23 protein-coding genes and 1 tRNA gene are annotated in these 24,369 nt (G+C 37.3%); 8 read left to right on the forward strand and 16 right to left on the reverse strand.

Going from position 1 to position 24,369, the window contains the following annotated elements:
* Positions 1 to 2 precede the first annotated feature (2 nt).
* The 5 genes from JN11_RS04965 to nadA form a co-directional block, all read right to left on the reverse strand.
* Complete coding sequence (locus tag JN11_RS04965) at positions 3 to 305, reverse strand: GIY-YIG nuclease family protein (protein ID WP_144910212.1); 303 nt, start codon at positions 303 to 305, stop codon at positions 3 to 5.
* A 161-nt stretch (positions 306 to 466) separates the two neighbouring features.
* Entirely contained in the window at positions 467 to 1,300 is an 834-nt protein-coding gene (locus JN11_RS04970; RefSeq protein WP_144910214.1) for a hypothetical protein, read from the reverse strand.
* Between the two features lie 209 nt (positions 1,301 to 1,509).
* Positions 1,510 to 1,920, reverse strand: a complete 411-nt coding sequence (locus JN11_RS24610; protein ID WP_211360675.1) for a hypothetical protein — start codon at positions 1,918 to 1,920, stop codon at positions 1,510 to 1,512.
* Positions 1,898 to 2,950 (reverse strand): thiamine-phosphate kinase, encoded by a 1,053-nt coding sequence (gene thiL, locus JN11_RS04980; RefSeq protein ID WP_144910216.1) that lies wholly within the window; start codon positions 2,948 to 2,950, stop codon positions 1,898 to 1,900. The genes JN11_RS24610 and thiL overlap by 23 nt, the downstream gene beginning before the upstream one ends.
* Positions 2,951 to 3,208: 258 nt before the next feature.
* Positions 3,209 to 4,201: a quinolinate synthase NadA gene (gene nadA / locus JN11_RS04985; RefSeq protein ID WP_144910218.1), complete on the reverse strand. Its 993-nt coding sequence runs from the start codon at positions 4,199 to 4,201 to the stop codon at positions 3,209 to 3,211.
* 408 nt (positions 4,202 to 4,609) lie between these two features.
* On the opposite strand from nadA, the gene nadB reads away from it, so the two are divergent.
* Together nadB and JN11_RS04995 are read left to right on the forward strand one after the other, a co-directional pair.
* Positions 4,610 to 6,202 (forward strand): L-aspartate oxidase, encoded by a 1,593-nt coding sequence (gene nadB / locus JN11_RS04990; RefSeq protein WP_144910220.1) that lies wholly within the window; start codon positions 4,610 to 4,612, stop codon positions 6,200 to 6,202.
* A gap of 12 nt (positions 6,203 to 6,214) precedes the next feature.
* The gene (locus tag JN11_RS04995; RefSeq protein ID WP_144910222.1) at positions 6,215 to 6,769 is read left to right on the forward strand and encodes a hypothetical protein; all 555 of its coding nucleotides are present in this window, start codon (positions 6,215 to 6,217) and stop codon (positions 6,767 to 6,769) included.
* Between the two features lie 7 nt (positions 6,770 to 6,776).
* On the opposite strand, the gene JN11_RS05000 is transcribed toward JN11_RS04995, so the two are convergent.
* Positions 6,777 to 6,852, reverse strand: a tRNA-Gly gene (locus JN11_RS05000).
* Positions 6,853 to 6,882: 30 nt separating this feature from the next.
* Positions 6,883 to 8,031, reverse strand: coding sequence for an InlB B-repeat-containing protein (locus JN11_RS05005; RefSeq protein ID WP_144910224.1), 1,149 nt, complete (start codon positions 8,029 to 8,031; stop codon positions 6,883 to 6,885).
* Positions 8,032 to 8,162: 131 nt separating this feature from the next.
* On the opposite strand from JN11_RS05005, the gene JN11_RS05010 reads away from it, so the two are divergent.
* Positions 8,163 to 8,684, forward strand: a complete 522-nt coding sequence (locus JN11_RS05010) for a gamma carbonic anhydrase family protein (protein ID WP_144910226.1) — start codon at positions 8,163 to 8,165, stop codon at positions 8,682 to 8,684.
* Here JN11_RS05010 and JN11_RS05015 read toward each other — a convergent pair.
* The 5 genes from JN11_RS05015 to JN11_RS05035 all read right to left on the reverse strand — a co-directional run bounded on the left by JN11_RS05015 (position 8,674) and on the right by JN11_RS05035 (position 15,538).
* A complete protein-coding gene (locus tag JN11_RS05015; RefSeq protein WP_144910228.1) occupies positions 8,674 to 10,311 on the reverse strand; it encodes an Ig-like domain-containing domain in 1,638 nt (545 codons plus the stop codon). The genes JN11_RS05010 and JN11_RS05015 overlap by 11 nt on opposite strands.
* A 115-nt stretch (positions 10,312 to 10,426) precedes the next feature.
* The gene (mnmG, locus tag JN11_RS05020) at positions 10,427 to 12,289 is read right to left on the reverse strand and encodes a tRNA uridine-5-carboxymethylaminomethyl(34) synthesis enzyme MnmG (RefSeq protein WP_144910520.1); all 1,863 of its coding nucleotides are present in this window, start codon (positions 12,287 to 12,289) and stop codon (positions 10,427 to 10,429) included.
* 476 nt (positions 12,290 to 12,765) lie between these two features.
* Positions 12,766 to 13,020 carry a CBU_0592 family membrane protein gene (locus JN11_RS05025; RefSeq protein ID WP_211360649.1) on the reverse strand — a complete coding sequence of 85 codons (255 nt, stop codon included), beginning with the start codon at positions 13,018 to 13,020 and terminating at the stop codon, positions 12,766 to 12,768.
* Complete coding sequence (locus JN11_RS05030; RefSeq protein ID WP_144910230.1) at positions 13,020 to 14,885, reverse strand: ABC-F family ATP-binding cassette domain-containing protein; 1,866 nt, start codon at positions 14,883 to 14,885, stop codon at positions 13,020 to 13,022. Before JN11_RS05030 ends, JN11_RS05025 begins: the two co-directional genes overlap by 1 nt.
* A complete protein-coding gene (locus JN11_RS05035) occupies positions 14,882 to 15,538 on the reverse strand; it encodes an NAD(P)H-binding protein (RefSeq protein WP_144910233.1) in 657 nt (218 codons plus the stop codon). The genes JN11_RS05030 and JN11_RS05035 overlap by 4 nt, the downstream gene beginning before the upstream one ends.
* A gap of 83 nt (positions 15,539 to 15,621) precedes the next feature.
* Between JN11_RS05035 and JN11_RS05040 the strand changes: the two genes are divergently transcribed.
* From JN11_RS05040 to JN11_RS05055, 4 genes are all read left to right on the forward strand, one after another.
* Positions 15,622 to 16,332, forward strand: a complete 711-nt coding sequence (locus JN11_RS05040; protein ID WP_144910234.1) for a pirin family protein — start codon at positions 15,622 to 15,624, stop codon at positions 16,330 to 16,332.
* An 87-nt stretch (positions 16,333 to 16,419) separates the two neighbouring features.
* On the forward strand, positions 16,420 to 17,199 hold the full coding sequence (locus JN11_RS05045) for an MlaE family ABC transporter permease (RefSeq protein WP_144910236.1): 780 nt from the start codon (positions 16,420 to 16,422) through the stop codon (positions 17,197 to 17,199).
* A 4-nt stretch (positions 17,200 to 17,203) separates the two neighbouring features.
* Positions 17,204 to 17,992, forward strand: coding sequence for an ABC transporter ATP-binding protein (locus JN11_RS05050; RefSeq protein WP_144910238.1), 789 nt, complete (start codon positions 17,204 to 17,206; stop codon positions 17,990 to 17,992).
* Positions 17,989 to 18,756 carry an MlaD family protein gene (locus JN11_RS05055; protein ID WP_144910240.1) on the forward strand — a complete coding sequence of 256 codons (768 nt, stop codon included), beginning with the start codon at positions 17,989 to 17,991 and terminating at the stop codon, positions 18,754 to 18,756. Before JN11_RS05050 ends, JN11_RS05055 begins: the two co-directional genes overlap by 4 nt.
* A 103-nt stretch (positions 18,757 to 18,859) precedes the next feature.
* Here the strand turns inward: JN11_RS05055 and JN11_RS05060 are convergent, their stop codons facing one another.
* The 4 genes from JN11_RS05060 to JN11_RS05075 are packed head-to-tail and all read right to left on the reverse strand — an operon-like array spanning position 18,860 to position 23,619.
* On the reverse strand, positions 18,860 to 19,372 hold the full coding sequence (locus JN11_RS05060) for a glutathione peroxidase (protein WP_144910242.1): 513 nt from the start codon (positions 19,370 to 19,372) through the stop codon (positions 18,860 to 18,862).
* Positions 19,373 to 19,413: 41 nt separating this feature from the next.
* Positions 19,414 to 19,845 (reverse strand): rRNA maturation RNase YbeY, encoded by a 432-nt coding sequence (gene ybeY, locus JN11_RS05065; RefSeq protein WP_144910244.1) that lies wholly within the window; start codon positions 19,843 to 19,845, stop codon positions 19,414 to 19,416.
* Complete coding sequence (locus JN11_RS05070; RefSeq protein ID WP_144910246.1) at positions 19,845 to 20,267, reverse strand: ATP-binding protein; 423 nt, start codon at positions 20,265 to 20,267, stop codon at positions 19,845 to 19,847. Before JN11_RS05070 ends, ybeY begins: the two co-directional genes overlap by 1 nt.
* A gap of 1 nt (position 20,268) precedes the next feature.
* Positions 20,269 to 23,619, reverse strand: a complete 3,351-nt coding sequence (locus JN11_RS05075; protein WP_144910248.1) for a DUF4175 family protein — start codon at positions 23,617 to 23,619, stop codon at positions 20,269 to 20,271.
* Positions 23,620 to 23,913: 294 nt separating this feature from the next.
* Between JN11_RS05075 and JN11_RS05080 the strand changes: the two genes are divergently transcribed.
* Positions 23,914 to 24,351, forward strand: a complete 438-nt coding sequence (locus JN11_RS05080; RefSeq protein WP_144910250.1) for a MarR family winged helix-turn-helix transcriptional regulator — start codon at positions 23,914 to 23,916, stop codon at positions 24,349 to 24,351.
* Positions 24,352 to 24,369 lie beyond the last annotated feature (18 nt).

The following is a 24,369-nucleotide window of genomic DNA, read 5'->3' on the forward strand; positions in this document are numbered from 1 at the left end:
AGTTATGATTTTATCAAATCATCATACAACTCTTTCCATTCCGGATTGAGTTCATTGATTAGTTTTATTTTATACTCCCTGTTACCGCTTTTTATTACTTTTTCGGCAGCCAATGCTTCTTCAATAGTTGAATAAAAGGCGTGGTACACTAGTTTATTACAGTCATATTTTGCCGTAAAACTATTCGGGTAAGTTTTATTTTTATGATAAAAAACCCTTCTTACAATATCAGAAGTAACCCCTGTGTATAAAACACTATGTGCTATATTAGTAGTGATATAAACGCAGCAGTTCTTTGAATCCATACTGCAAAATAACAAATTTTTCTCAATTGCTTTATGTACGGGGATCTTATCTTATTCGTTGCAATATAAGGGTAGTTAGGTTTTTCCCACCAGAACTATAGTTGGGCAATAGGCAATGTTCAGATGTAAATAGTAATCTTTTTTAGGGGAGCCTTCCGTTGTTACTTAATATCATTTTTAATATCCAGATTCATTACAGCGGTGCCTTTCAAAGTTAAGGTGCTAATGTTGCCGTTTACCGTCATGTTAATTGTTGTATTGTAACTCAGTGGAAAGCTATCTTTTATACTGAAAACCATTTTACCGGTTCCACGTCCTGCAATAGTAAGTTGAGTTTGTTTAACATCAACCTTCATATCAATGGTTTGCGTCATATCAAAATATGCCTTGCCGTCAGCAATACTTACCAGGGTATAAACAGCTTTTGAATTTACATTGCTCATATTCATAGGCATATTAAACGGTAAATCCTGCGTAAAGGAATCTCCAACATGCAGGGGATAATCGGGAAACTTTATATGCTTCTGAAAGGAGCTGAGCATTTTTGCAGCGATTTTTCCGGAAGTATCATTCTTTTTTCCGGTTACAGAATCTCCCTTTATTTTTCCATCAGGTAAAACGTGGGCATAAATAGTTACCGCCGGCTTCTGTGGAATAGGAATTGGTGCATCTTTTCCATTTACTGTTATGCTGGGATGCTCTTCGTGGTAAGTTGTCATCATCGGGAAGCTATTATCTGCAGCCAATACGCCGGTTTTTGTTGCCCCGATTGTATTTACACTCATTATAATAACGGCCGGCATAGTAATTCCTTGCTCCTGTAGCTTGTCTAAAACCTCCTGATTTCCGCTCACATCTCCGTTAATATTAGCTTTCATACCTATTACAACGTTGTAAGTACGTTGCGGCAAGTACTTCATTTTAAACAAAACCGCTTGCTGTGCGCTAGCTTTTACAACTATAAATAAAAGCAACAGCCCTATTATTTTTTTCATACGATATGCTTTTCTTTTTAAACCCAATGATAAAAGAATTGTTTTTGGATGTAGTGGTAAAAGCATTTCGTTTCGTTGATTGTACTCTGTAGAGATTGCTTCGTTCCTCGCAAGGACGTGTTGGGATAGGTGATTAGGATAGCCTTTTTCACTCACCCGTTTATAAGAAATTTAACCGGGAATCTGTTCTAATAGTAGGGATAAAAACACTATTCTGCCGACAGTGGCTCAGGTGGGCCAGAGCGAGATAAAAAATCATTATTAATTGAATGGTAGAATTGATAAACAGCTTGATTCAGCTCGTATTGATCACACCAGTAATCTCTTATTATACCGTATTCATCATAAAAAGACAGATTGAACCCTTCCTCAATATCATTATACCAAATTACCCGTTTTCCAAGAATAGCCACGACAAAAAAGCCATCCCGTTCTTTAGCATAACCATTCTCATCTTTCCACTTTTCAGGATTGATTTTTATATGCTTCCAAAAAACAAGCACTTCTTTTTCATAATTTCCGCTTTCGAGTGCTGCTTCTCCTTCGGAAATCAGTTCCTTTAACTCTTCAAATGAAATTGATTCCCACATGAAGTTTTTATTCCTGCTTTTTAAATGCATTCCAGCCCTGGGCGGTTAAGGGGTGCTGATTGCCACTTTTTGTGATGAGGTTACAGCCTGCTGCGGGCTCCGTGATGTAACCAATAATGGTAATATCCATTTTAAACTTAATTTGATCGTAGTCGGCTTGTTTAACGGTAAATAAGAGCTCGTAGTCTTCACCACCACTCAGGGCGCAAACTGTAGGGTCAAGGTTAAACTCTCGGGCAGTTTCAAATGTCATCGGATCCAGCGGGATTTTTTCCTCGTATAAATTACAGCCCTTGTTGCTCTCTTTGCAAATGTGTAATATCTCGGAAGCCAAACCATCGGAGATGTCAATCATAGATGTCGGTTTTACATTGATCTCTTTTAGTAAATCAATAATATCCCTTCGGGCCTCGGGTTTCAGCTGGCGCTCAACAATATAATCTTTCCCTTCCAGGTCGGGCTGAATATTGGGATTTTCCAGATAGATCAGTTTTTCGCGCTCCAATAATTGCAGGCCAACATATGCGCCACCCAAATCACCAGATACACAAAGCAAATCCCCTTCTTCGGCACCATTTCGATAAACCACATCTTTTTCATCAGCATAGCCTATTGACGTTACACTAATTACCAGGCCCTGCTTGGATGATGAAGTATCGCCGCCAACCAAATCAACATTGTAATTGTCGCAGGCCAGGTAAATACCTTCGTATAATTCTTCCACAGCATCCAGCGGAAATTTGCTGGAAATACCGATGGAAACCGTAACCTGCGAGGCGGTACCGTTCATGGCGTAAATATCACTCAGGTTTACTTGTATAGCTTTGTAACCCAAATGCTTAAGGGGTGTATAAGCTAAATCAAAATGGATGCCTTCTAACAGTAAGTCGGTAGAAATCAGCGTTCTTTTTCCTTCAAAGTCCAACACGGCCGCATCATCGCCAACCCCTTTGATGGTGCTTTTTTGGGTTAATTTTATATTTTTTGTAAGATAATTGATCAGGCCAAATTCACCTAACTCTTCAATATTTGTCCTGTCTTTGTTATCAAATAATGCCATATTCTTTTTATTTCTTAGCCTGCAAAAATACACAAGCTTATTTTATTGTTACCAATGTCCAAAAAATCCGCAACGTGGTCCATTCTCTTCGGCGAAGCCGGAAAAATTTTTGGGTTTTTAGAGGTTATAAAAAGCGCAACCTGAACCATCATATCCGCCGAAGGCGGGAAATTTTTTTTGTTTTTAGGGTCTTTATTAGTTAAGCGTCATGCCGAACTTGTTTCGGCATGACATCTTTTTTTTATATTTTTATTTTCCTTACAATCCCAACTGTGCTGATATTTCCAGCATTCTTTCTATCGGTTTTACAGCACGTTCAATAATATCTTTTGGTACCGTAACTTCCGGACTTTCATTTTTTAAACACAGATAAAGTTTTTCCAAAGTATTACGTTTCATATGCGGACAATCATTACAGGCACAATTATTATTTGGCGGAGCCGGAATAAATGTTTTATCCGGATTTTCCTTTTGCATCTGGTGCAAAATGCCTGCTTCTGTTGCTACTATAAATTCTTTATCCTCATGCTTACTGGCATATTTCAATATTCCGGTTGTTGAACCTATGTAATCGGCCATCTGCAGTATGGCATCTTCACATTCAGGGTGAGCCAGCAACTTAGCACCCGGATGACGTTCTTTTAGTTTGGTTATTTTTTCTCTCGAAAATATTTCATGTACCATGCAGGCACCGTTCCACAAAACCAAATCACGTCCTGTTTTCTTTGCTACATAAGCTCCCAGGTTTTTATCCGGTCCAAATATTATTTTCTGATCTTTTGGCAGGCTTTCCACAATTTGTATCGCATTACTGGAGGTACAAACTATATCCGTCATGGCTTTAAGCTCAGCTGTACAATTAACATAAGTTATTACCAAATGATCAGGATATTGTTCCTTAAACTTTTTAAACAAATGCGGCGGACAGCTATCAGCCAATGAACAACCCGCTTTTACGTCGGGCAATAAAACCTTTTTTGAAGGTGATAAAATCTTTGCTGTTTCGGCCATAAAGTGAACCCCGGCGAAAACGATAATGTCGGCATCAGTCTTTGCGGCTTGTTGCGATAATCCCAAACTATCGCCAATATAATCGGCAATATCCTGAATGTCAGGTTCCTGGTAATAGTGAGCAAGGATAACAGCATTTTTTTCCTTTTTTAATTTATCAATTTCAGCAAAAAGATCGAGGGTTGGATTGATGTCTTCGTCCGCAAAACCCTTCACATTTATTTCTTCAAAAGTATTCATTTCAACAGTTCAATTAATAACAATTACTTTTTATATATAAATAAAACTATTGTTATTGGTGTGTTAGTAATGTTTAAAAGTAGTTGTAAAATCTACCTAAAATATTTTTTTTAATAATTTATTAACAATTTGTGTGACATTTTTATGACTTATCTAATTGATTTTTAGACTTCTTTATAACGCAAGTTTTACTTTAAAAACATTTTTGTTAATACTTTATTACTTTCTAAAATGTTAGCTTTGGCACTAATCAGGCGCAAAAGTCGGTTAAAAATAGTTAAGATTTGTATCAAAAATGGGAGTTATCAACCATCCACTTATTTATTAAGTATTTGCTTACACAAAATTAACATCTTTTATACCGGTTATTAACAGGCCTGCTAATTTTACACATAACAGATATAATATATGACCAGAACTGTGGATTTCCTGGTAATAGGATCAGGCATTGCAGGATTAAGTTTTGCCCTAAAGGCTGCCAAACATGGTAAAGTTCTGATAGTTACCAAATCAAACGAAGACGAATCGAATACTAAGTATGCCCAGGGTGGTGTAGCAGTAGTTGTTGATAAAAAGGAGGATTCTTTTGAAAAACATATTGAAGACACTTTAATTTCGGGTGATGGCCTTTGTGACAGGGAAGTCGTTGAAGCCGTTGTTAAAGAAGGACCGGAACGGATAAAGGAAATTATTGACTACGGTACCAACTTTGATAAAACTAACGAAGGCTTTTACGACCTGGCAAAAGAGGGTGGGCATTCGGAATTCAGAGTACTTCACTATAAAGATATAACGGGTTTTGAGATAGAAAGATCATTATTGGAGCAAATTCACAGTAATCCTAACATTGAAATTTTAACTCATTATTTTGCTGTAGACCTGATAACCCAACACCATTTAGGTGTATTTGTGGATAAGAGTACCGATGATATTACCTGTTATGGTATTTATGCTTTTAATAATGAAACCGGAAATGTTGAAAAGATACTTTCAAAAGTAACGGTAATGGCATCAGGTGGAGCAGGGCATATTTACTCGATCACTACAAATCCTACTATAGCTACTGGCGATGGGGTAGCTATGGTTTATCGTGCTAAAGGCAAGGTAAGGAATATGGAATTTATACAATTTCACCCAACAGCTTTATATAATCCGGGTGAATATCCTTCTTTTTTAATATCCGAAGCAGTACGTGGTTTTGGTGGTGTGTTAAAAAGAACCAATGGTGAAGAATTTATGCAGGAGTATGATGAACGTAAATCATTAGCTCCCCGTGATATTACTGCAAGGGCCATAGATGCTGAGATAAAAAAATCTGGTGAAGATTTTGTTTATTTAGATGTTAGGCATCGTAGTAAAAAAGATATTCTGGCTCACTTTCCAAATATTTATGCCAAATGTTTAGATATAGGTATTGATATGACGAGGGATATGATACCTGTTGCGCCGGCCTGTCATTATATGTGTGGTGGTGTAATGGTTGATCATATTGGAAGATCCTCATTATTAAGATTATACGCTTGTGGTGAATGTTCATCAACAGGTTTACACGGTGCTAATCGTTTGGCTTCCAATTCGTTACTGGAAGCATTGGTTTTTGCACACCGTATTTATGAAGATGCTATCAAGCAATTTAAAACCAATGTAATACCTGGCAATATTCCTGATTGGGATGAAAAAGGTGTGCAGCTTTCCAACGAAGATATCCTGGTAACACATAATGTTCGTGAAATGCAAAAAGTTATGAATGATTACGTTGGTATAGTGAGATCTGACTTCAGACTGGAAAGAGCAATGCGCCGTTTAGGTTTATTGCACGAAGAAACTGAAGATTTTTATAAAAAGACCAAGTTATCGGTAAAGCTTTGTGAGTTGAGAAATTTAATACAAGTATCTTTCCTGGTAATAAAATCTGCTATGATGCGTAAAGAAAGCAGGGGTTTACATTCAACAACTGATTATCCTTTTCATGCTGATAAAATAGAGGATACGGTATTTTAAATTAGATACCTAATGAAAAGAAAGTACAATTATTTTGATATCGGTATATTCATAACATTATTGTTAATAGTTGTTGGTGTATTTTATAAAGATATTGATGGTAGTTTCTTTTATACTCTGAATGATTTTCTAGATGTAGTATTACTAATTTTTAGTTTACGAATAATATTTGGAAAGCCTGGCGTAGAAAGATATTTGGTAATTGTTCTTCTGTTTGTGTGTCTTTTCAATTTGCTCACATTTACATATATGGTTGATGGTGCTAAGTATTCAAGTAGATCATGGATAAAAATTGGGCATTTAGGTTTTAATCCATTTACATTTTTACTACTTATAATTTACGCTTTTATTGACAGGAAATATTTGTCTTACCTTTTTGGAAATATATTCTATGGTTCAAAAGAGGAGCAGGAAAATAAAAAAGAGAAGCTTATCAACTTTTACTATGATAAATTTAATAATTGTACATCCGAAGAATTAAGTAAAATATTGGATGACTTTGAATTATATCCTGTTGAGGCGCAAATAGCTTTGAATAAGATAAAAGAAGAAAAAGTTATTGTTTGAATTAATATGGAGCGGAAAACGGGATTCGAACCCGCGGCCTTCAGTTTGGGAAACTGATGCTCTACCAGCTGAGCTATTTCCGCTTTTATACTGCTAAAGTATAAAATTTAAAACTAAAATTTATTTAAAAAAGCTATCGTTTTGTAATTGGAATCTTTATAAAATTTGTGTTGAGCATAAGCCACTGCTAATTGATCGCCGATAGGTTCTAGAGCAGGTGGATTATATGGAGTAGGTATGGCTGATTGCCATTGTGTGTTAATTACCGGATCGATATTAAAAAAGGAATTAGTATTTAAATATCCGCCACTTTTTAAATAATTATAAATTAAAGGAGAATTAGCTGAACCTATTGATGGTATAATACTAAATCTGGAAGTATATAATGGAGTAGGGGTATTTAAGTAGTACTCACAACCTATATTTCTGGATACCAATATATTATAATCTGCAGTTGCTTCTGCCTGGCGGTTTGGATCATCCGTAACATCATTTACAGCCATATTCCATATAGTAGGTACCGATGTTAAAGGAAATACTTTATCAACACCACCTAAACAATATAGTGCCTGGGCATTGTAGTTTCTTAAATAACTAATCAAACTGCAAAATGCGCTTCCATCACTCATACCAACTCCATAAAGCGGTTTACTTGCCGAAATAATTTGAGATGTTTGTAAACTACTTAGTATTACATCAATATTAGTAATATCTACATTATTGGTTAATGATAGGTCCCATTGCATGGTTGTTCTGTTTTTGCTTTCGGTAATAACCATGGCATAACCGTTGGCTATAGCATAATTGCAAAAGTTTACATTTTCTGCTTGTTCAGTTGTCCAGTTTATGGCAGCACCACCGGTTCCATGAAATGCTAATAAAATTCCCCTGTAATTTGCAGGTACATAATAATAAACCTGGCTTCCGTTTATTGCCACATTAGTCCAGGTTACAGGCGTTACGGTTTTGTATGTTGCTGTTACATTAATATTACTGGCTGGCATTTTTAATGCTGACCGCCATTCGTTTGGGCTTACTAGATTGCTAATGTCGCCGGTCCATTTATCAAATACCTGTGTTTGTGTTGGCGGATTTGAAAAAATGTAAGCAGTATCTCCGGCAGTAAAAGTTCCTGAGCCATATCCGTTAGTTACTGTAATTGAATATTTTCCGTTATTGTTTTGAGGATTTGTTGATGACTTTTTACAACTGGCAAAACAGATGAATATTAAAAGGGTTAGTAATAAGTAAGTTTGTTTCATATGTAATTTTTTTGTTATATGACTATTGCCAATATAAATGGTTTAATATGAATTATTTACAAAAAAATAACACAATTTCTATTATAATAAGGGGAAACGGACATACATTAGCAATAGATAAATAAAATAGCATGAGCCAGAAACCAGTGATACTGCCGGTAAAAAATAATATGCCAAAATGGGGTAATGATTGCTTTATAGCACCAAACGCTACTTTAGTTGGTGATGTAGTGATGGGTAATAATTGCTCAGTATGGTTTAATGCCGTAATTCGTGGTGATGTGCATTATATTAAAATAGGAGATAATACCAATATACAAGATGGTGCCGTGATACATGCAACTTATCAATATGCGCCAACCAATATAGGGAGCAATGTTTCAATAGGTCATAACGCGCTGGTACATGGGTGTACACTACATGATCATGTACTTATTGGTATGGGTGCCATAGTAATGGATCATGTAGTGGTAGAAGAGTTTGTAATTATTGCAGCAGGTTCTGTTGTTTTAGAAAAAACCATTTGCGATTCGGGTTATCTTTATGCCGGTACTCCTGCAAAAAAAATAAAACCCTTAACTGATCAACAAAAAGAATTACTAAAACGCTTGCCTCAAAATTACATTATGTATTCTGGTTGGTTTATGGAGTAACCGGCTCCTTTGGTATAACTATAGGTGTTACCTGATCCCAATTTGGTCTTAAGGTAATTATGGTTTCGTTAACCCAAATATTTTCTGGTTGTATTCTTTGTTTAACATTTCCTGAGTCCCATTTGCCATTTTTATTGGCATCATAAATTACCCTTACTTTGTATTTTCCGTTTATATAATTTTTATAAATGATGGAAGTATTTTTAGTGATCACATCACTTCTTAATTTTACCCCTCTATCAGTAAGTAATTCAACTATGTATTGTTTACCGGTATCTGGTACGGTAGTGGTTAAAGTTAAAAGGCTATAATTTTCAGGTTTATCAACGGTAAATCTTTTTAGGTTTCTCCTATTTTTATCACCATAAATATCAGTAACTGCGTCGGCATTTAAAATTAGAGTATAGTTACTTACCTGGTGCCAGCGGTAATTTAATCTTAATACCCGGGCATCTGTCGTATCTTTTGTAACAGTAAAATTAGATATATCAGTAGAGTCTTCTTTTAAATTGATCAATGCCGGTTCAAATGAATCAATAGGAAAATTGGCTTTTATTAAAATGTCAGTATTTGGTCTTAGCTTATCGTTTGAAGTATTATATAAAAATCCTAATGTTCGTGTAAAAGATTCTTTTTTTCCTTTCCTCAGATAGATCGTGTCTAATGGTTTGTTATTATCAAAAAATGCAAAACGGATAGAATCAAAATCCATCTTTTTCATAAAGACTATTGCGGTGTCTTTCGTCTTACTGATATCCACTATTTTTTGCTCATCATAACCCGGAGGGTAAGTAACTTTTACTGACGGGTTATTCAGCTGTTTATTAAAAGTGAAAAGTATTTTTCCATCCAGGTCAAACTTTTTGTCTATTCTTAATTTTGTTGGCGTTTGCTGAAATAATTTTAATTGGATATTTTCGGTGTCTTTTGTAAGGTGAATATCTTTTGTGTTGAAGGCAATCAGTTCATCGTCCTTATCGTAAATTTTATTTGGTGTTTTTTCTTTCAATGCATATAACCTGTATGTGTCAGGATGAAGGTTGTTCAAAGAAAAATTTCCGGCTGTATCTGTAGTGGTAAAAATGGTTGGTCTTTTTTTACCAAAATTGGTGGAGTCTTGTTTAAGAGTAAACAACATTACGGTTGCTTCTTTTTCACGTTCGCCGGTTACCGTGTTAATTACTTTTCCTGATAAACTTAAAGAGTCGATGTGTGCACCGGTTGAAAAAACGTAAGTGAAATTTTTTAATAAGTTTGATTCATTTACGTCGGCAATTGCTTTCCCGAAATTGATCACATAAGTTGTATTTTTTTCTAACGAGTCTTTCAGTGTAATTATTAAACTTTTATTCTTGATTTTGTAATCAGGTGTTTTTGCCGGAGCCGGGCTCATGGTAATTTCAGTGTAGGTATTAGTGAGTTTAAAAAATTCATCAAAATCCAACTGAATAACTTTGGCTTTAAAAAATCTTGTTTCATTTGGCGGAGTTGCCTTCAATAATTTTGGCGGATCATGATCTCGGGGGCCTCCCTGAGGCAATTGCCTGTTTGCACATCCAAAAATGATTAAAGTAAGGCCAAACAGGCAAAAAATGGCGGCTAAAAAAGTGACTCTTTTGTTTAACATTGTTTTTAAACGCTATAAGCGAGTTTTATATTTTAATGGAATGGGATATTAAAAAATTAAAATAATTGATTTAAAACGATTTTTTGTAAAATATTTATTATCAATTAGTTACAAGCTATCTGGAGATGTGAACCATCAAAACTGATATGTCTGACGGTGTTACACCCGAAATTCTGGAAGCTTGTCCTAAAGTACGTGGTTTTATCTTCATTAATTTTTCACGGGCTTCCTTTGACAAAGAAACCAACTGATGATAATTAAATTCTGGATTGATCTCTTTGTCTTCCATTTTTTTCATGCGGTCAACAATTTCCATTTCTTTTTCGAAATAGCTTTCGTACTTAATTTTTATTTCGGCCTGCTCAACAGTTTCTTTATCGTAGGCTAATAACAATTCATTTAGTGACTCATCGGCTTTTCTCAAATCATCAAAACCAATCTGAGGCCTGCTTAATAAATTAAATAGTTTGGCACTTTGATTTAAAGTACTTGTTCCCAAATTTTCCAACAAGCCATTTACGGTTGATGGGTCAATGGATTTTGACCGGGTATAAGATACAATGTCATCTGAATTTTTTACTTTGCTTTTTACCTTGTCTAATCTTTCATCACTAATTAATCCTAACTCATGTCCGATAGGGCTCAAACGGATGTCAGCATTATCCTGGCGCAATAACAAACGGTGTTCAGCTCTTGATGTAAACATGCGGTATGGCTCTTCGGTTCCTTTAGTTACCAAATCATCAATCAAAACACCTATGTATGATTCTGATCTTTTCATAATCAACTCGTGTTTATCGTGTACTTTTTGATGCGCATTTATGCCTGCAATAAAACCTTGTGATGCGGCTTCTTCATATCCGGTGGTTCCATTTATTTGTCCGGCAAAGTATAAATTGCTGATCAGTTTGGTCTCTAAAGTCAGATCAAGCTGAGTAGGCGGGAAGTAATCGTACTCAATGGCATAACCAGGTCTGAACATTTTGGCATTTTCGAAGCCTGGAATTTGTATCAAAGCTTTGTATTGGATATCCTCGGGTAGGGAAGTAGAGAACCCATTAACATAAATCTCAACTGTATTCCAACCTTCAGGCTCCACAAATATCTGGTGGCGCTCCCTTTCTGCAAAGCGATTTATTTTATCTTCTATAGATGGACAGTACCTTGGACCTAAACCTTTAATCCTTCCTGTAAACATGGGCGACTTTTCAAAACCTTCTTTTAAGGTTTCATGTACCTTACTATTGGTATAAGTTATCCAGCAGCAACGTTGTTCTTTTGCCAGTTCAACGTCTGTAAAGGAGAATCGGCCTCGTTCTTCATCTCCCCATTGTTCTTCCATTAAGGCATAGTTCAAGCTTCTTCCATCTACACGGGGGGGGGTTCCTGTCTTCATTCTGCCCGATTCAAAGCCCAATTCAACCAGTTGTTCTGTTAATCCGGTAGCTGCTTTTTCAGCTGTACGGCCACCACCGAAACGTTTTTCACCTATATGGATTAAGCCATTTAAGAAAGTGCCATTAGTTAATACTACTGCATCTGCTTCAATTTCTATTCCTAAAGAAGTACGTACACCTTTAATAGTGTTATTTTTTACCAGTAGGGAAGTAACTGTATCCTGCCAAAAATCAACGTTGGGTATTCTTTCTAGAGCTAAGCGCCACTCTTCTGCAAAGCGCATTCTATCACTTTGAGCTCTGGGGCTCCACATAGCGGGGCCTTTCGAGCGGTTTAGCATACGGAATTGGAGAGAAGTTTTATCTGTAATGATACCTGAGTACCCACCCATAGCGTCAATTTCTCTTACAATTTGCCCTTTTGCTACACCACCCATAGCCGGATTGCAACTCATTTGTGCTATTACTCCCATGTTCATGGTGACTAATAATACAGATGAACCCAGGTTGCCAGCAGCAGCAGCAGCTTCACAACCAGCATGGCCGGCACCTACAACTATTACATCATATTTTTTAAACATCATTTACCTCCATGTTCCACGTGGAACATTGCTATATACCCGCTATTATTTATATCAATCAGGTATTTTAATTGTTATTCTTAGTTCATTTATTATGTTCCACGTGGAACATAGATTATTTATTTGCTTCTTACTAACTATGTTAACATGGTTTTTTAACACATTTTCTTCCTTTTGCAAACATTGGCTTAGTATTTAGCTTTGTTTTATTTTAGATGTTCCACGTGGAACATCTTTGTTTTAGTGAAATAACCTTTAATCAATTGCTGCTATCATAAGTTTAGCATTAGGGTAACCCTTTTTTATTAACCTTATAATCCCCTTTAAAATCTTAAACAATAATTTTTATCTAATATGTTCCACGTAGAATATATTAAAACAGCGCTATTATGCTAATACTATATATAAAATTAGTATTCACTGCTTACTTATAAAGGAATGTTCCACGTGGAACATTCCTTTATGTATATACAAAGCTATTTATTACTTACCGATGTTCCACGTGGAACATTAAATAATGATAAAAGTGCTACAAATGCCCATACACCTTCCAGTACTACAAAAGGGTAGAAGCTGATTAAGTAGGATGAATAGCAGCAGATACCTGCACCCAAAAGGTTTAATAGCGCGTATATCTTGCTACTGGCCGGTAGTTTCTTATATAAATTCAATAAAAAAGCTATCAATAATATGATAACACCTATTGATGCCAGTATATCCGATGTCTTCATTACGCCTCTTTTAGCTCTGTTAGTTCAATCCAACGGAAACTTTTCTCATCCATTTTACTAGTTAGATCAGCTATTTGCTTCAGTATTTCATTTAATTTGTTGGTTTCAATGCCCGCAACGTTCAATGCTTCATTCTTTTCTTTTAGCTGATTCTCTATAACGGCAATCTCTGCTTCCAGTGTTTCCAGCTCTTTTTGCTCTTTAAAGCTTAATTTATTCTTTTTTGGTTGGGGTGCTGCTGGCGCTTCTGCAACTGGTGCACGCTTGCTTTGCTGCTTGTTTTCTTCCAGTTCAATTCTGTATGATGAGTAATTGCCATTGTAGATCCTTACATGACCACCTTCTTCCATAATAAATAGCTGGTCGGTTAGCTTATCTAACAAATACCTATCATGCGATACCATCATCAATACACCAGAATAGTTGGTTAAAAATTCTTCCAGTACGTTTAAGGTATCAATATCCAGGTCATTTGTAGGCTCATCCAGTATTAAAAAGTTGGGGTTTTTCATCAGGATGCTCATTAACTGCAAGCGTTTCTTTTCACCACCACTTAGTTTGGATATAAATCCATACTGTTTTGCTGGTGGAAAAAGGAACAAGGTAAGCAGGGCAGAAGCTGATATCAGCTTCCCATCGGCCATCGTAATAAACTCGGCAACGTTTTTTACTATATCAATTACCCGTTCATCATCCTTAAATACAATACCTGCCTGGTGAAAATACCCAATAACGGTGGTTTCACCTTTATCAATGGTTCCTTTATCTGGCGCTAAAGCTCCGGTGATAAGATTTAATAGGGTAGACTTACCGCTACCGTTCTTACCGGCAAGGCCAATTCTATCGCCCTTTTTAAATACATAGCTAAAGTCATTAATAAAAGTTTGATCCCTGAATGATTTATAGAGATGGTTCATCTCCATAATTTTATTCCCCTGGCGGGCCGTTTTAACGCTCAATTCTACTTTTTGCTTAGCACCGCCATTCTTGGTTTTCTCTTCCAGATCATAAAAAGCATCAATACGCGCTTTTGATTTGGTACCACGAGCCTGTGGCTGCCTGCGCATCCATTCCAGTTCTTTACGTAAAAGGTTGGAGTTCTTTTGAAATGCAGCTTCATCGGCACTTTCACGCTCAGCCTTTTTCTCCAGGTAATAGCCATAATTACCTACATACGGAATGATTTTACCTTTGTCAATCTCCAATATCTCGTTACATACATTATCCAGAAAATACCTGTCGTGCGTAACCATTAATATGGTTTTGGAACCATCGGTTAGCAATTTCTCCAGCCATTCAATGGTGTCAATATCCAGGTGATTGGTTGGCTCATCCAAAATATAGATATCAGGGTCTTCTATCAGCAGCTTAGCCAAAGCCAAACGTTTCTTTTGTCCACCTGATAAAGTATTGATCTTTTGGTTAAGGTGATGGATATCCAGACGGCCTAATATGGTTTTGATTTTATACTCATATTCCCAGGCATCCACATTACTCATCTCTTCCATCACGTTTTCAATCGCTTTAGCATTTTCCGGATCGTTCTCCAATAGCTCTTCGTACTTTCTGATCAGCTGTTGCTGCACATCATCGGCATGAAAAATATAATCGCTAATGGTTACGGCATTTTTAAAGTGCGGATCCTGTTCCAGGTAACCCATGTTCAGGTCGCGCATTTGAGCAACTTTACCTTCTGTAGGTTTCAGGGAGCCGGCTAATAATTTGAGCAGGGTTGATTTTCCTGCACCGTTAATACCTACCAGTGCAACACGGCGACCGCGGTTTATTCCAATGGATGTATTTCTGAACAACCAATGGTCATGAAATGAATGGCCGAGATTCTCGGCAGAGATGTAATTACTCACGATAGTTCTATGATTTTATCTGAAGGGTAAATAAATGTACCCTCCTGTTTTTTTAATGATTGTTTATACATTGCCAGGGCAACGGTTTTTGCCGGTATGCTCCGGTATTTCTTTAAATTACCCACCAGTAATGGATTTAATACTTTCATTAAGGGGATGAGAAATTTTTCGGCTAGCCGGTTTTCTTTTCTATCCCCCGTTAAAAAAGCAGGCTGGTAAATGCAAAGTGTTCTTAATGCTAACTGTTTAAGATCCTCTTCTATCTGGCCCTTTGTTTTTAAATAAAAGTTTGACGCCTTTACATTTGCACCTAATGAAGATACCATGTGATATTGCCCCATGCCATTTTGTTTAGCTATTTGAGCCAATTGTAAAGGATAGTCATGATCTATCTTTCGGTATACGCTCAAATCAGGCGTTTTCTTCATGGTGGTTCCTAAACAGGAAAAAACAGCATCGCCGGTTATTTCAGATGCATAGTCATTTAGCCGGTCAAAATCAATTACCAGTTGTTTTAATTTTTTATTTTTAACCGGTATTTCTTTTCGTACTAAAATCAATACTTCATCAAATCCGGGTTCATGCAATAGTATATCAAGCAGTGAACTGCCAATAAGTCCGCTTGCACCAGCTATGATTGCTTTTTTTGCCATAGAGCCACAAAATTTTTGCAAAAATACATATAATTAAATTGTGGTATAAATATTGTGTGTTTAAACATATAATTAAATAGGTTATGAATCAAATATTTTATCCGGCCAAAGAGCGCGGAACAAATGATATAGGATGGCTAAAAGCTAATTTTTCATTCAGCTTTGGCCCGTATTATAATCCAGACAGAATACGGTTTGGAGCCTTACGTGTTTTAAACGATGACATTATTGCTGCGGGCCGTGGTTTTGGGACCCATCCGCATGATAATATGGAAATTATCACTATCCCATTAAAAGGAGGCCTTGAACATAAAGACAGTATGGGCAATACCGGTGTGGTAAACGCAGGCGAGGTGCAGGTAATGTCTGCAGGTACCGGAGTGCAGCATTCAGAATATAATGCATCTGCAACAGAAGATGCCAATACTTTGCAGATCTGGCTTTACCCAAAGGAAATGAATATTACCCCCAGGTATGATCAAAAAAGCTTTAAACATCTGTTGAAACTGAATGAACTAACCACCCTGATATCACCAGAAAAAAGTGAAAATACTTTGTGGATTAATCAGGATGCCACTTTTTCACAAGGAGAGTTTGAAGCTGGGCAGCAAATTAATTACGAAATAAAAACTCCCGGAAACGGTATTTATATTTTTGTTTTAGATGGAACGATTAATATAAATGACTGTAAGCTAAACAAAAAGGATGCGCTGGGTGTTTATAATACCAGTTCAATAACAATTGAAACCGAAGCTCATTCCAGTTTGCTCATAATGGATATCCCCATGTTATAAGCCCGCACGAATTCTTAGAGGTAAATTTTATTGAATTGTTTAAAACAGCTGTATGAAACATCTGTTGACTGAAAATAAAATTTACCTATGGCAGAAGAAGTAGTAATTCCCGCATGGAAACGCTGGCTGGAAGGCATTGGCGACCAGGTTGGATTCTTTATAAATTTTTTCCGGAACATTTTTGTTGGCGGCTTTGAATGGTCGGAATTTGTGCGGCAGTGTTATGAAATAGGCTACCGCTCCGTTATGCTGGTGGGTATCACCTCGTTCATAATGGGCGTAGTGCTTATTTTGCAATTGAGGCCAACGCTGGTTTCTTTTGGATCCGTCAGCATGTTACCCAAAACTTTATCTGTTTCTTTTGTCCGCGAAATAGGCCCGGTTATTATAGGGATTATTTGTGCGGGCAAAATAGCATCAAGCATTGGTGCCGAGCTCGGCAGCATGAAAGTAACCGAACAATTGAGCGCAATGGAGGTATCGGGAGCCAACCCAACGCAATACCTCGTTGTAACGCGAATTTTGGCCACAACCCTTATGGTTCCCTTGCTAAGTGTTTTGGGCGACGCTATCGGCTTGTTTGGCGGCTTCCTTGCCCTTAATTTAAGGGATCACATGAGCTTTAGTTTGTATTTCAGCAAAATAATAGGAGCGCTCGACTTCACAGACTTTTTACCGGCTCTTGTTAAAACTATCTTTTTTGGCTTTGCAATAGGTTTTGTTGGTTGTTATAAAGGTTTTCACTCCAATAAAGGGACAGAAAGTGTTGGTGTTGCCGCAAATTCGGCAGTAGTTACTGCTTCCCTATGGATTTTTGTGATTGATGCGATAGCTGTTCAAATTACCAGTTTATTGTTTTATAAGTAAGAACATGGAAAAAACCAGTGAACAAACAGAAACTAAAAAACAACCTGCTAAAAAAGAGGAGGTGGTAATAGCGATTAAAGGGCTTAAAAAGGCATTTGACGGTAAACATGTTTTGAATGACATTAACCTTGAACTGAAAAGAGGAGAGAACCTGGTTATACTAGGAAGATCAGGAACAGGAAAATCGGTTACTATTGAATGTATTGTGGGTTTGATAAAACAAGACAAAGGCTCACTAAAAGTATTTGGTGATGAGGTAATTGACATGAATGATAAGAAACTGAAGGAATTGCGGATGAAAATTGGCTTTTTATTTCAAAGTGGGGCCTTGTATGATTCTATGACCGTACGTGAAAACCTGGAATTTCCTTTAACACGGATTTTAAAAATGAAAGATCAACAGGAAATAGATAAACGTGTGGAGGATGCATTGGATAGCGTTGGCTTGCTGGATTCTGTTGAAAAAATGCCGTCTGATTTATCAGGCGGGATGCGGAAACGGGCCGGTTTGGCGCGAACACTGGTTATTAATCCTGAAATTATGTTGTATGATGAACCCACTACAGGACTTGATCCTATAACCTCCAAAGAAATCAGTGAGTTGATATTGAGTATTCAAAAAAAGAATAAAACTTCATCAATAATTATTACCCATGATATGGAATGCGCCAGGATAACGGCCGACAGGATTTTGGTAATGGAAGATGGTGAATATATTGCTGAAGGATCATTTGATGAACTTCACAAATCAAAAAATAAAACAGTGTGTGCATATTTTAACGATATACTATGAAAACTACATCGGGTCAAAAAATAAAAATAGGCTTATTTACCTTTGTCGGACTTTTGGTACTGGTATTGGCCATTTTCTTTATCGGGAATCAAAAAAACCTGTTCAGTTCAACTTTTAATGTTTACGGAACTTTTAAAAATGTGAATGGGTTGCAAGTGGGCAATAATGTGCGTTTTGCAGGGATAAATGTGGGTGTTGTACAGGCTATCAATATTGAAACGGACAGTTCTGTACGGGTTGATCTTACCCTGAACAATAATGTAAAAAAGTTTATAAAAAAGGATGCCAAACTAAGTATTGGAAGCGATGGGTTGATGGGCGATAAACTGATTGTGATTGCCCCGGGTGGAATAGCAAGTAATGAAGAAATTCAAGGCGGCGGCCAATTAAATGCCGTTAACCCTATGGATGTGGATAAAGTGATAGCTAAACTAACTGGAATAGCCGATAATGCTGAAAGAATCACCAAGGGCCTGTCGCAAATGGTTGATAAGGTGAATAGCGGAAAAGGTACGTTAGGACGATTACTGAATGATGATCAAATAGCAAACAACCTGGATGCTACTGTAAAACAAGCGCGCAGTACCATTAAAAATGTACATGCTACATCAGCCACTTTGAATACTGATTTGAAAGCGGCCCAAAACAACTTTTTATTGAGGGGCTATTTTAATAAACAGAAGAAAAAACAGCAGAAAGATTCTATCAAGAAGGCACAGGCAGCAGCCTCCGGAGATCAAAAGCAGCAGCCGAAACAGAAATGATAGCGCAAAACTAACCAGAACGTCATGGCAGGGAGTAGGAGAAACATAAAAAAAGGCATCCCTAAAATGGGGGCCTTTTTTTAATTTCTTTAGGTGAGCTAGCTTATAGATATTTGGTAAGCTCTGGTGAAAGCGGGGTAACCGGTGAGCGGAAACGGTGAATCAATTTTCCGTTCTCGTCAATCAGGAATTTTTCAAAGTTCCATTTTACTTCGCCTGTAAAATCAGGGTTTGGGGTTTCTGTTAAGTATTTAAACAGTGGTGAAATATCATCACCTTTAACACTTACTTTTTCGCTTAAAGGAAAAGTAACACCGTAATTTTTTTGGCAAAATGTTTTGATCTCTGAATTGGCCCCTGGCTCCTGGCTGGCAAAATTATTTGCCGGGAAGCCTACCACAACCAGCTTATCTTTGTACAGGTCGGCAAGTTTTTGTAATTCTGCATATTGCGGGGTATAACCACATTTTGATGCTGTGTTAACAATTAAAACTTTTTTTCCTTTGTACTTAGCCAGTGAGAATGCTTCTCCATCAATTGATTTCAGTTTAAACTCATAAACAGAAGCAGGACCCGCGATAAACATAAACGCGACGATTAAAGTTAATAATTTCATATTTTTTAAAATTGGTTTTCAATATTAATTTCATCGTAAAATTAACTATTAAAGATGCGCAAGTTCAAATAGAAATCTTCTTTGAATGTCATTTTTTGCTTGTCTGCAGTGCTTTTATCCTTATATCCCAAAAGATGCAAAGCCCCGTGGATAATAACCCGGTGCAGCTCGTTGGTTTCTGTAATATTAAACTTTAAGGCGTTTTCGCGAATGCGTTCTATCGATATAAAAATATCGCCAACAATAACTTTATCTTTTTCTGAATTATCAAAGGTGATAATATCAGTATAGGTATCATGATCCAAATATTGCTGGTTTATTTGCAATAAATAATCGTCTGAACAAAAAATATAATTGAGCTCTTTTAATTTAAATCCCTCAGCCAGTACAGTTTCATTTATCCATTGCCTTACGGCCGTCTTATTTTTTAGTTTATAAGATATATCTTCTTCAAAAAACTGAATAGCGGGCATTATATTTTAAAGTGAAGTTCAACTTCGTTGCCTTTGGTGTTAAATATACATTGATCTGCCAGGTGTTTAATGATAAATACACCACGACCTGTCAAATTTTCAATATTTTCAGGAGATGTAGGATCTGCCAGGGTATTATAGTCGAAACCATCACCTTCATCGGTTACGGTCCATACAATACGGCGGCCTTCTACATCTGCATTTACAATAACCTTTTTTTCAGGGTCAAGTTTGTTGCCATGCACTATGGCATTGATGGCGGCCTCACTAAGGCAGGTCATCATGTTAGCAAAAGTATCTTCGCTAACTTTATGCTTATCGGCAATTTCCTCAATCAAATTTTCGAGCAGTGTTATGCTTTCCTGTTTTGAAGGAAGCTGTAAAGTATATAATTCACCTGTTTGAACATTTGATTGGTCCATGTCATTTTGCGTTGAGTAGATCAAAATAATCTTTAATTTTTAATTTATAATATAAACTTAAGTCGGGAGGAACGGTCCTCACCTGCTCGGTTTGTTTTTGTTTAGCCTGCTGATATTCCTGCAGGGCTTTTATATAGCCCGGGGGAATTTCTTTTCCGGCATGACTTTCACGTTGCTGATCCTGATCCCGTTGTTGTTCTGCCTTCTCCGCCTCTAGTAATCGGCTCTTAATTTGTTGCTGTCGGGTCAGGGCTTCCTCTGATATTGACCTGTTTACGAGATCGTGTTCAGTTTGTTCCATTTGTTTGGAAATTTTATCCAAATTCCCTAAACTGCCCGTACCATCTTTATTATCATCTCTGTTTATCTGCTGCAAAGCCTCTCGGATCATTTGCTGCTGACGCGCTAATTTAGCTAATTGTTCGCTAATATTTTCATTATTCCCATTATTTCCGCTCTTGCTTTTTCCCTGGTTTCCCTGGGCGCCCTGTTGTTGCATTTGCTGCCGGGCTTTTTGCATGTTTTGGTTTAGCTGCTCCTGCATTTTTGCCAGTTGGGCAATGGATTGCTGCTTGCCTTTCCTTTTGCCGCCGCCTTTGTTTTTAGCATTCTGCAATTGCTCCAGCGCTTCGCTCAACATTAGTGCCAAATTATTCATAGAAGTCATGGCAAATTGCTGATTCCGGGTGGCTTCGGCGGTATGACGGTCGCCAAGGTTATCCAAAGCGTCATCAATATGCGTATTTATAGCGGCTATTTCCTGGTTAACGGTTGATTGTATTTGAGGTACTTTGCGGCTTAATGCGTACAAACTATCCTCCGCTGTTTTTAAATTATCTTTTATACTTTTTTGGTTTTGGGCCAGCGAAAGATAGCCCGGATCAGCAGGATTGGTGCTTTTTAACGTTTGCATTACCTTTTCCTGATCGAAAGAACTGTTAATGAGATTTTTCAAAAGCTGGCGTAATTGCTGCTCGTCAATGGTGGTTTCAGTCTCTGCACCTTCCTGGTCTTTTTGTTCCATTTTATTGGCCAGCTCCTTCATTGATTTTGAAGCCTGTTGTTGCGATTGGGATGCTTTTGCGGCATCGTTCTTCTTCAGCTCGTCCGAGCTTTGTTGCATTTGCTGTTCAATGTGTTGTTCTTCCTGTACAGGGTTTTTAAAATCCTGTTTATGCTCAGCCTGTTCATCTGTCTTTTGCAAATCTTCCAGCGATTTTTTAACATCCTGAAAATCCTGATTGAGCTTTTGCTGATCTTTTTGTAATTGCTGCTGATCGGCATTAGGCTGTTTAGCCTGGTCGGCCAATTTTTGCTGCTCTTGCGACAGTTGGTTAAGCTGTGTTACGTTTTGATTGAGTTTTTGCTCAAACTCTAAACGTTTGTATAACTCCAGCATACGGTCGAGCTCCTTTTTTAAGGATTTATTTTCATTCTGCATTTTTGAAAGCTGATCGCGTGTGCCTTCTTTTTGTTCATTTTGCAGCATTTGCTGTAATTTCTCCAGCATTTCCTGTGTTTTCGGATCAAGCACATTGTTCAGCAATTGTTCCATTTGCTGTTGTTTTTCTGTAAGTGCTTTATCCTGTGGTTGGTTCTCCTGGCGATTGTAAAGGTTCTTTTTATTATCGCCCTGAATTTCTTTTACCAGGTTATCGAGGTCTTTCTTTTTTTCGAGCAGATCTGCAATTTGCTTTTTCTCATCAAATGAAAGCGTGTTTTTATCCAGCAGCATTTGATTCAGCTTTTGCGAATCGTGCTCAATTTGCCCGGCAATTTTTATGGCCGATTGCATTTTTTGCTTAACCTGTTGCGTGCCGGCATTAAGCTCATTATTCATTTCCTTCGTATCCGGAATGTTAAGCGTATGCTCGGGCGAGCGTACTTTTTTTGGACCGTTAACGCCATCGTTATCGGCCACTTCAAAATAATAAGTCACTTTGTCGCCGGCTTTTATGCCCAGTTCTTTTAAGTTCCAGAAATAAAAGAAATCAGACTGGGCTGCCCCTAAATCGGCTTTAACCGGTTTGCTGAATGATTTTTGACTGGCTTTATCCGCCGGATCACCAACAATGTAATGAAAGGTAAGATCAGAAAAACCATGATCGTCCTGAATGCGGCCATTAAAGTACAGGGCTTTCATGCTGACGGAATCCTGTCTTTCATCAACCGTAATGGTTGGCGCTTCATCAGCAATGACATTGATGCGGTAACTTGCCGAGTCGGCATGATTAATCCGGTTATTTATTGGAGCTACTTTGTAAACGCTATTTTTAAGTACCCGTTCCCGGTGTTCAAAAACATCTGTTGCTATGGGGTTTACACCACCGGTATTTCCGTTTAAGAAAAACAGTAAACCTGTGGCGTTCTGCGTATGAAATTTCCAGGTTACTATGGTGCCCGCCGGAATGGTTAAATCGCCGGCATTAGCAAGGGTTTCATTTTTTTTGTGCAGATAAGAAGGATAATTCAATTCGGCATCGAAATGTAAAAGGGCCGGCCTGAGGTTTACTTTTATTTCATACTGAACAGAAGTAAAACCATTACCGCTGAGCCTGAAATATGTATTTTGCTGTAAATTGGTAAATTGATAATGGAACTTGCTGATATTCTCTTTATCCAGCTTGAAAGTATTGTTGGCTGTTTCTACATAAACATCGGCAGGCAAATTATTTCCGGCAAGTTTCAGATCAAGCTTAAAATCATCGCCCTGAACAACCGACAGATTTTTATTTTGGACGATAAAGCTAAAAGGAGCCACCGGAGCAAAATATTCATTATGACGGATAAGCTTTTTGGTGCTTTCTGTTAATATTGATGGAGCCGCCAAAGCGATGATGCAAATTATCCCGGCAGGAAACAGAATCCATTTAAGGTATTTGGTGTTTTCTTTAATATTGATGGCCGATGGAAAACTTACCGGTTTTAAAGCTTCAATTTTTTGGTCGATGCTGGCTTCAATCAATGCCCGGTGCTGTTCGTCTTCGGAAGCCAGTTTTTTTAACTGGAGGGTATTAAGCAGCTTGTCATTAACATCATTAAAATGTTTGCCAATAATTTCTGCAGCCTGATCGTGTGTTAGTGATTTACCCAGTTTAAGCCAGGCCAGTAAGGAGGGAACAATAAGCCAGACAATAAGCCCGAGATTTAACAGGATAAACAGGTAAAATATGAGGGTGCGAAACAGGGAATTAAAATTGCCTAAGTACTCGCCAACGGTAACCACTACATAAGCCGAAAACAGACCCGCACCCAAAAAGATAAGTCCCCGTAAAAAATTATTAAAATAATATTTACGGATAAAGATGTTAATCTTATCAATTAAGAGCGAATAGTTATCGGTTGAATTCATATTTCAGCTCACAATGTTAATACGCTATAACGAAATAATCAGTTTCAATTATATAATGGCGCATCAATAGTATAAATATAAATTGAGTTAATTGGCCTTAAATTAACAAAAAAGGCCTGTAAATAAATTGTAATAAAAGGTTAAGTATTTAATAACAAGTTGCTTGTGTTCAATAACTAAATCAAAACGGGCACAATTTAATAAAGAATGACTATTAAATGATAATTAATTTTTATTTAATAGGAAAACCCATCCTATATTTGTAAGGCAAACTTATAAGTTTGCCTTATTATAATGAGCAACAATAAAGATCTTGAATTTGCATCGGAATTACGTACGGCAATTGTACGGCTGATAAAAAAGCTGCGCAAGCATTCGCCAACGGGAGAAAAGCTGTCGCTTACGGAACGGTCAACCATGGCCTTGCTGCACCAGCACAAAGCAATGTTGCCCAGTGAACTGGCGGCTATGGAAATGATTACCAATCAATCCATGTCGCAGGTGTTGAATAACCTTACGGATATGGATTACATTATCCGCGTACCATCAGAAACCGATAAAAGAAAAATTAATATCTCTCTTTCAGCAAAAGGGGAAGAAGTATTGCTGCAATTTTTTCATGAACGCGATGAATGGCTGTTAAAAGCCATTAAAGAAGCATGCAATGCGGAAGAGCAGCAACTGCTGAAACAGGTGATAGGGCCTTTGAATAAAATAATTGATTTTAAGTGAAACGGGATTTAAGAAACA

The organism is Mucilaginibacter frigoritolerans, from assembly GCF_007830615.1.
GTDB lineage: Bacteria > Bacteroidota > Bacteroidia > Sphingobacteriales > Sphingobacteriaceae > Mucilaginibacter > Mucilaginibacter frigoritolerans.

Excerpts from the sequence above, each read along its gene's own strand:
- JN11_RS04965 (WP_144910212.1), bottom strand. The coding sequence starts at position 305 with ATGGATTCAAAGAACTGCTGCGTTTATATCACTACTAATATAGCACAT.
- JN11_RS04970 (WP_144910214.1), bottom strand. The coding sequence starts at position 1,300 with ATGAAAAAAATAATAGGGCTGTTGCTTTTATTTATAGTTGTAAAAGCT.
- JN11_RS24610 (WP_211360675.1), bottom strand. The coding sequence starts at position 1,920 with ATGCATTTAAAAAGCAGGAATAAAAACTTCATGTGGGAATCAATTTCA.
- thiL (WP_144910216.1), bottom strand. The coding sequence starts at position 2,950 with ATGGCATTATTTGATAACAAAGACAGGACAAATATTGAAGAGTTAGGT.
- nadA (WP_144910218.1), bottom strand. The coding sequence starts at position 4,201 with ATGAATACTTTTGAAGAAATAAATGTGAAGGGTTTTGCGGACGAAGAC.
- nadB (WP_144910220.1), top strand. The coding sequence starts at position 4,610 with ATGACCAGAACTGTGGATTTCCTGGTAATAGGATCAGGCATTGCAGGA.
- JN11_RS04995 (WP_144910222.1), top strand. The coding sequence starts at position 6,215 with ATGAAAAGAAAGTACAATTATTTTGATATCGGTATATTCATAACATTA.
- JN11_RS05005 (WP_144910224.1), bottom strand. The coding sequence starts at position 8,031 with ATGAAACAAACTTACTTATTACTAACCCTTTTAATATTCATCTGTTTT.
- JN11_RS05010 (WP_144910226.1), top strand. The coding sequence starts at position 8,163 with ATGAGCCAGAAACCAGTGATACTGCCGGTAAAAAATAATATGCCAAAA.
- JN11_RS05015 (WP_144910228.1), bottom strand. The coding sequence starts at position 10,311 with ATGTTAAACAAAAGAGTCACTTTTTTAGCCGCCATTTTTTGCCTGTTT.
- mnmG (WP_144910520.1), bottom strand. The coding sequence starts at position 12,289 with ATGTTTAAAAAATATGATGTAATAGTTGTAGGTGCCGGCCATGCTGGT.
- JN11_RS05025 (WP_211360649.1), bottom strand. The coding sequence starts at position 13,020 with ATGAAGACATCGGATATACTGGCATCAATAGGTGTTATCATATTATTG.
- JN11_RS05035 (WP_144910233.1), bottom strand. The coding sequence starts at position 15,538 with ATGGCAAAAAAAGCAATCATAGCTGGTGCAAGCGGACTTATTGGCAGT.
- JN11_RS05040 (WP_144910234.1), top strand. The coding sequence starts at position 15,622 with ATGAATCAAATATTTTATCCGGCCAAAGAGCGCGGAACAAATGATATA.
- JN11_RS05045 (WP_144910236.1), top strand. The coding sequence starts at position 16,420 with ATGGCAGAAGAAGTAGTAATTCCCGCATGGAAACGCTGGCTGGAAGGC.
- JN11_RS05050 (WP_144910238.1), top strand. The coding sequence starts at position 17,204 with ATGGAAAAAACCAGTGAACAAACAGAAACTAAAAAACAACCTGCTAAA.
- JN11_RS05055 (WP_144910240.1), top strand. The coding sequence starts at position 17,989 with ATGAAAACTACATCGGGTCAAAAAATAAAAATAGGCTTATTTACCTTT.
- JN11_RS05060 (WP_144910242.1), bottom strand. The coding sequence starts at position 19,372 with ATGAAATTATTAACTTTAATCGTCGCGTTTATGTTTATCGCGGGTCCT.
- ybeY (WP_144910244.1), bottom strand. The coding sequence starts at position 19,845 with ATGCCCGCTATTCAGTTTTTTGAAGAAGATATATCTTATAAACTAAAA.
- JN11_RS05070 (WP_144910246.1), bottom strand. The coding sequence starts at position 20,267 with ATGGACCAATCAAATGTTCAAACAGGTGAATTATATACTTTACAGCTT.
- JN11_RS05075 (WP_144910248.1), bottom strand. The coding sequence starts at position 23,619 with ATGAATTCAACCGATAACTATTCGCTCTTAATTGATAAGATTAACATC.
- JN11_RS05080 (WP_144910250.1), top strand. The coding sequence starts at position 23,914 with ATGAGCAACAATAAAGATCTTGAATTTGCATCGGAATTACGTACGGCA.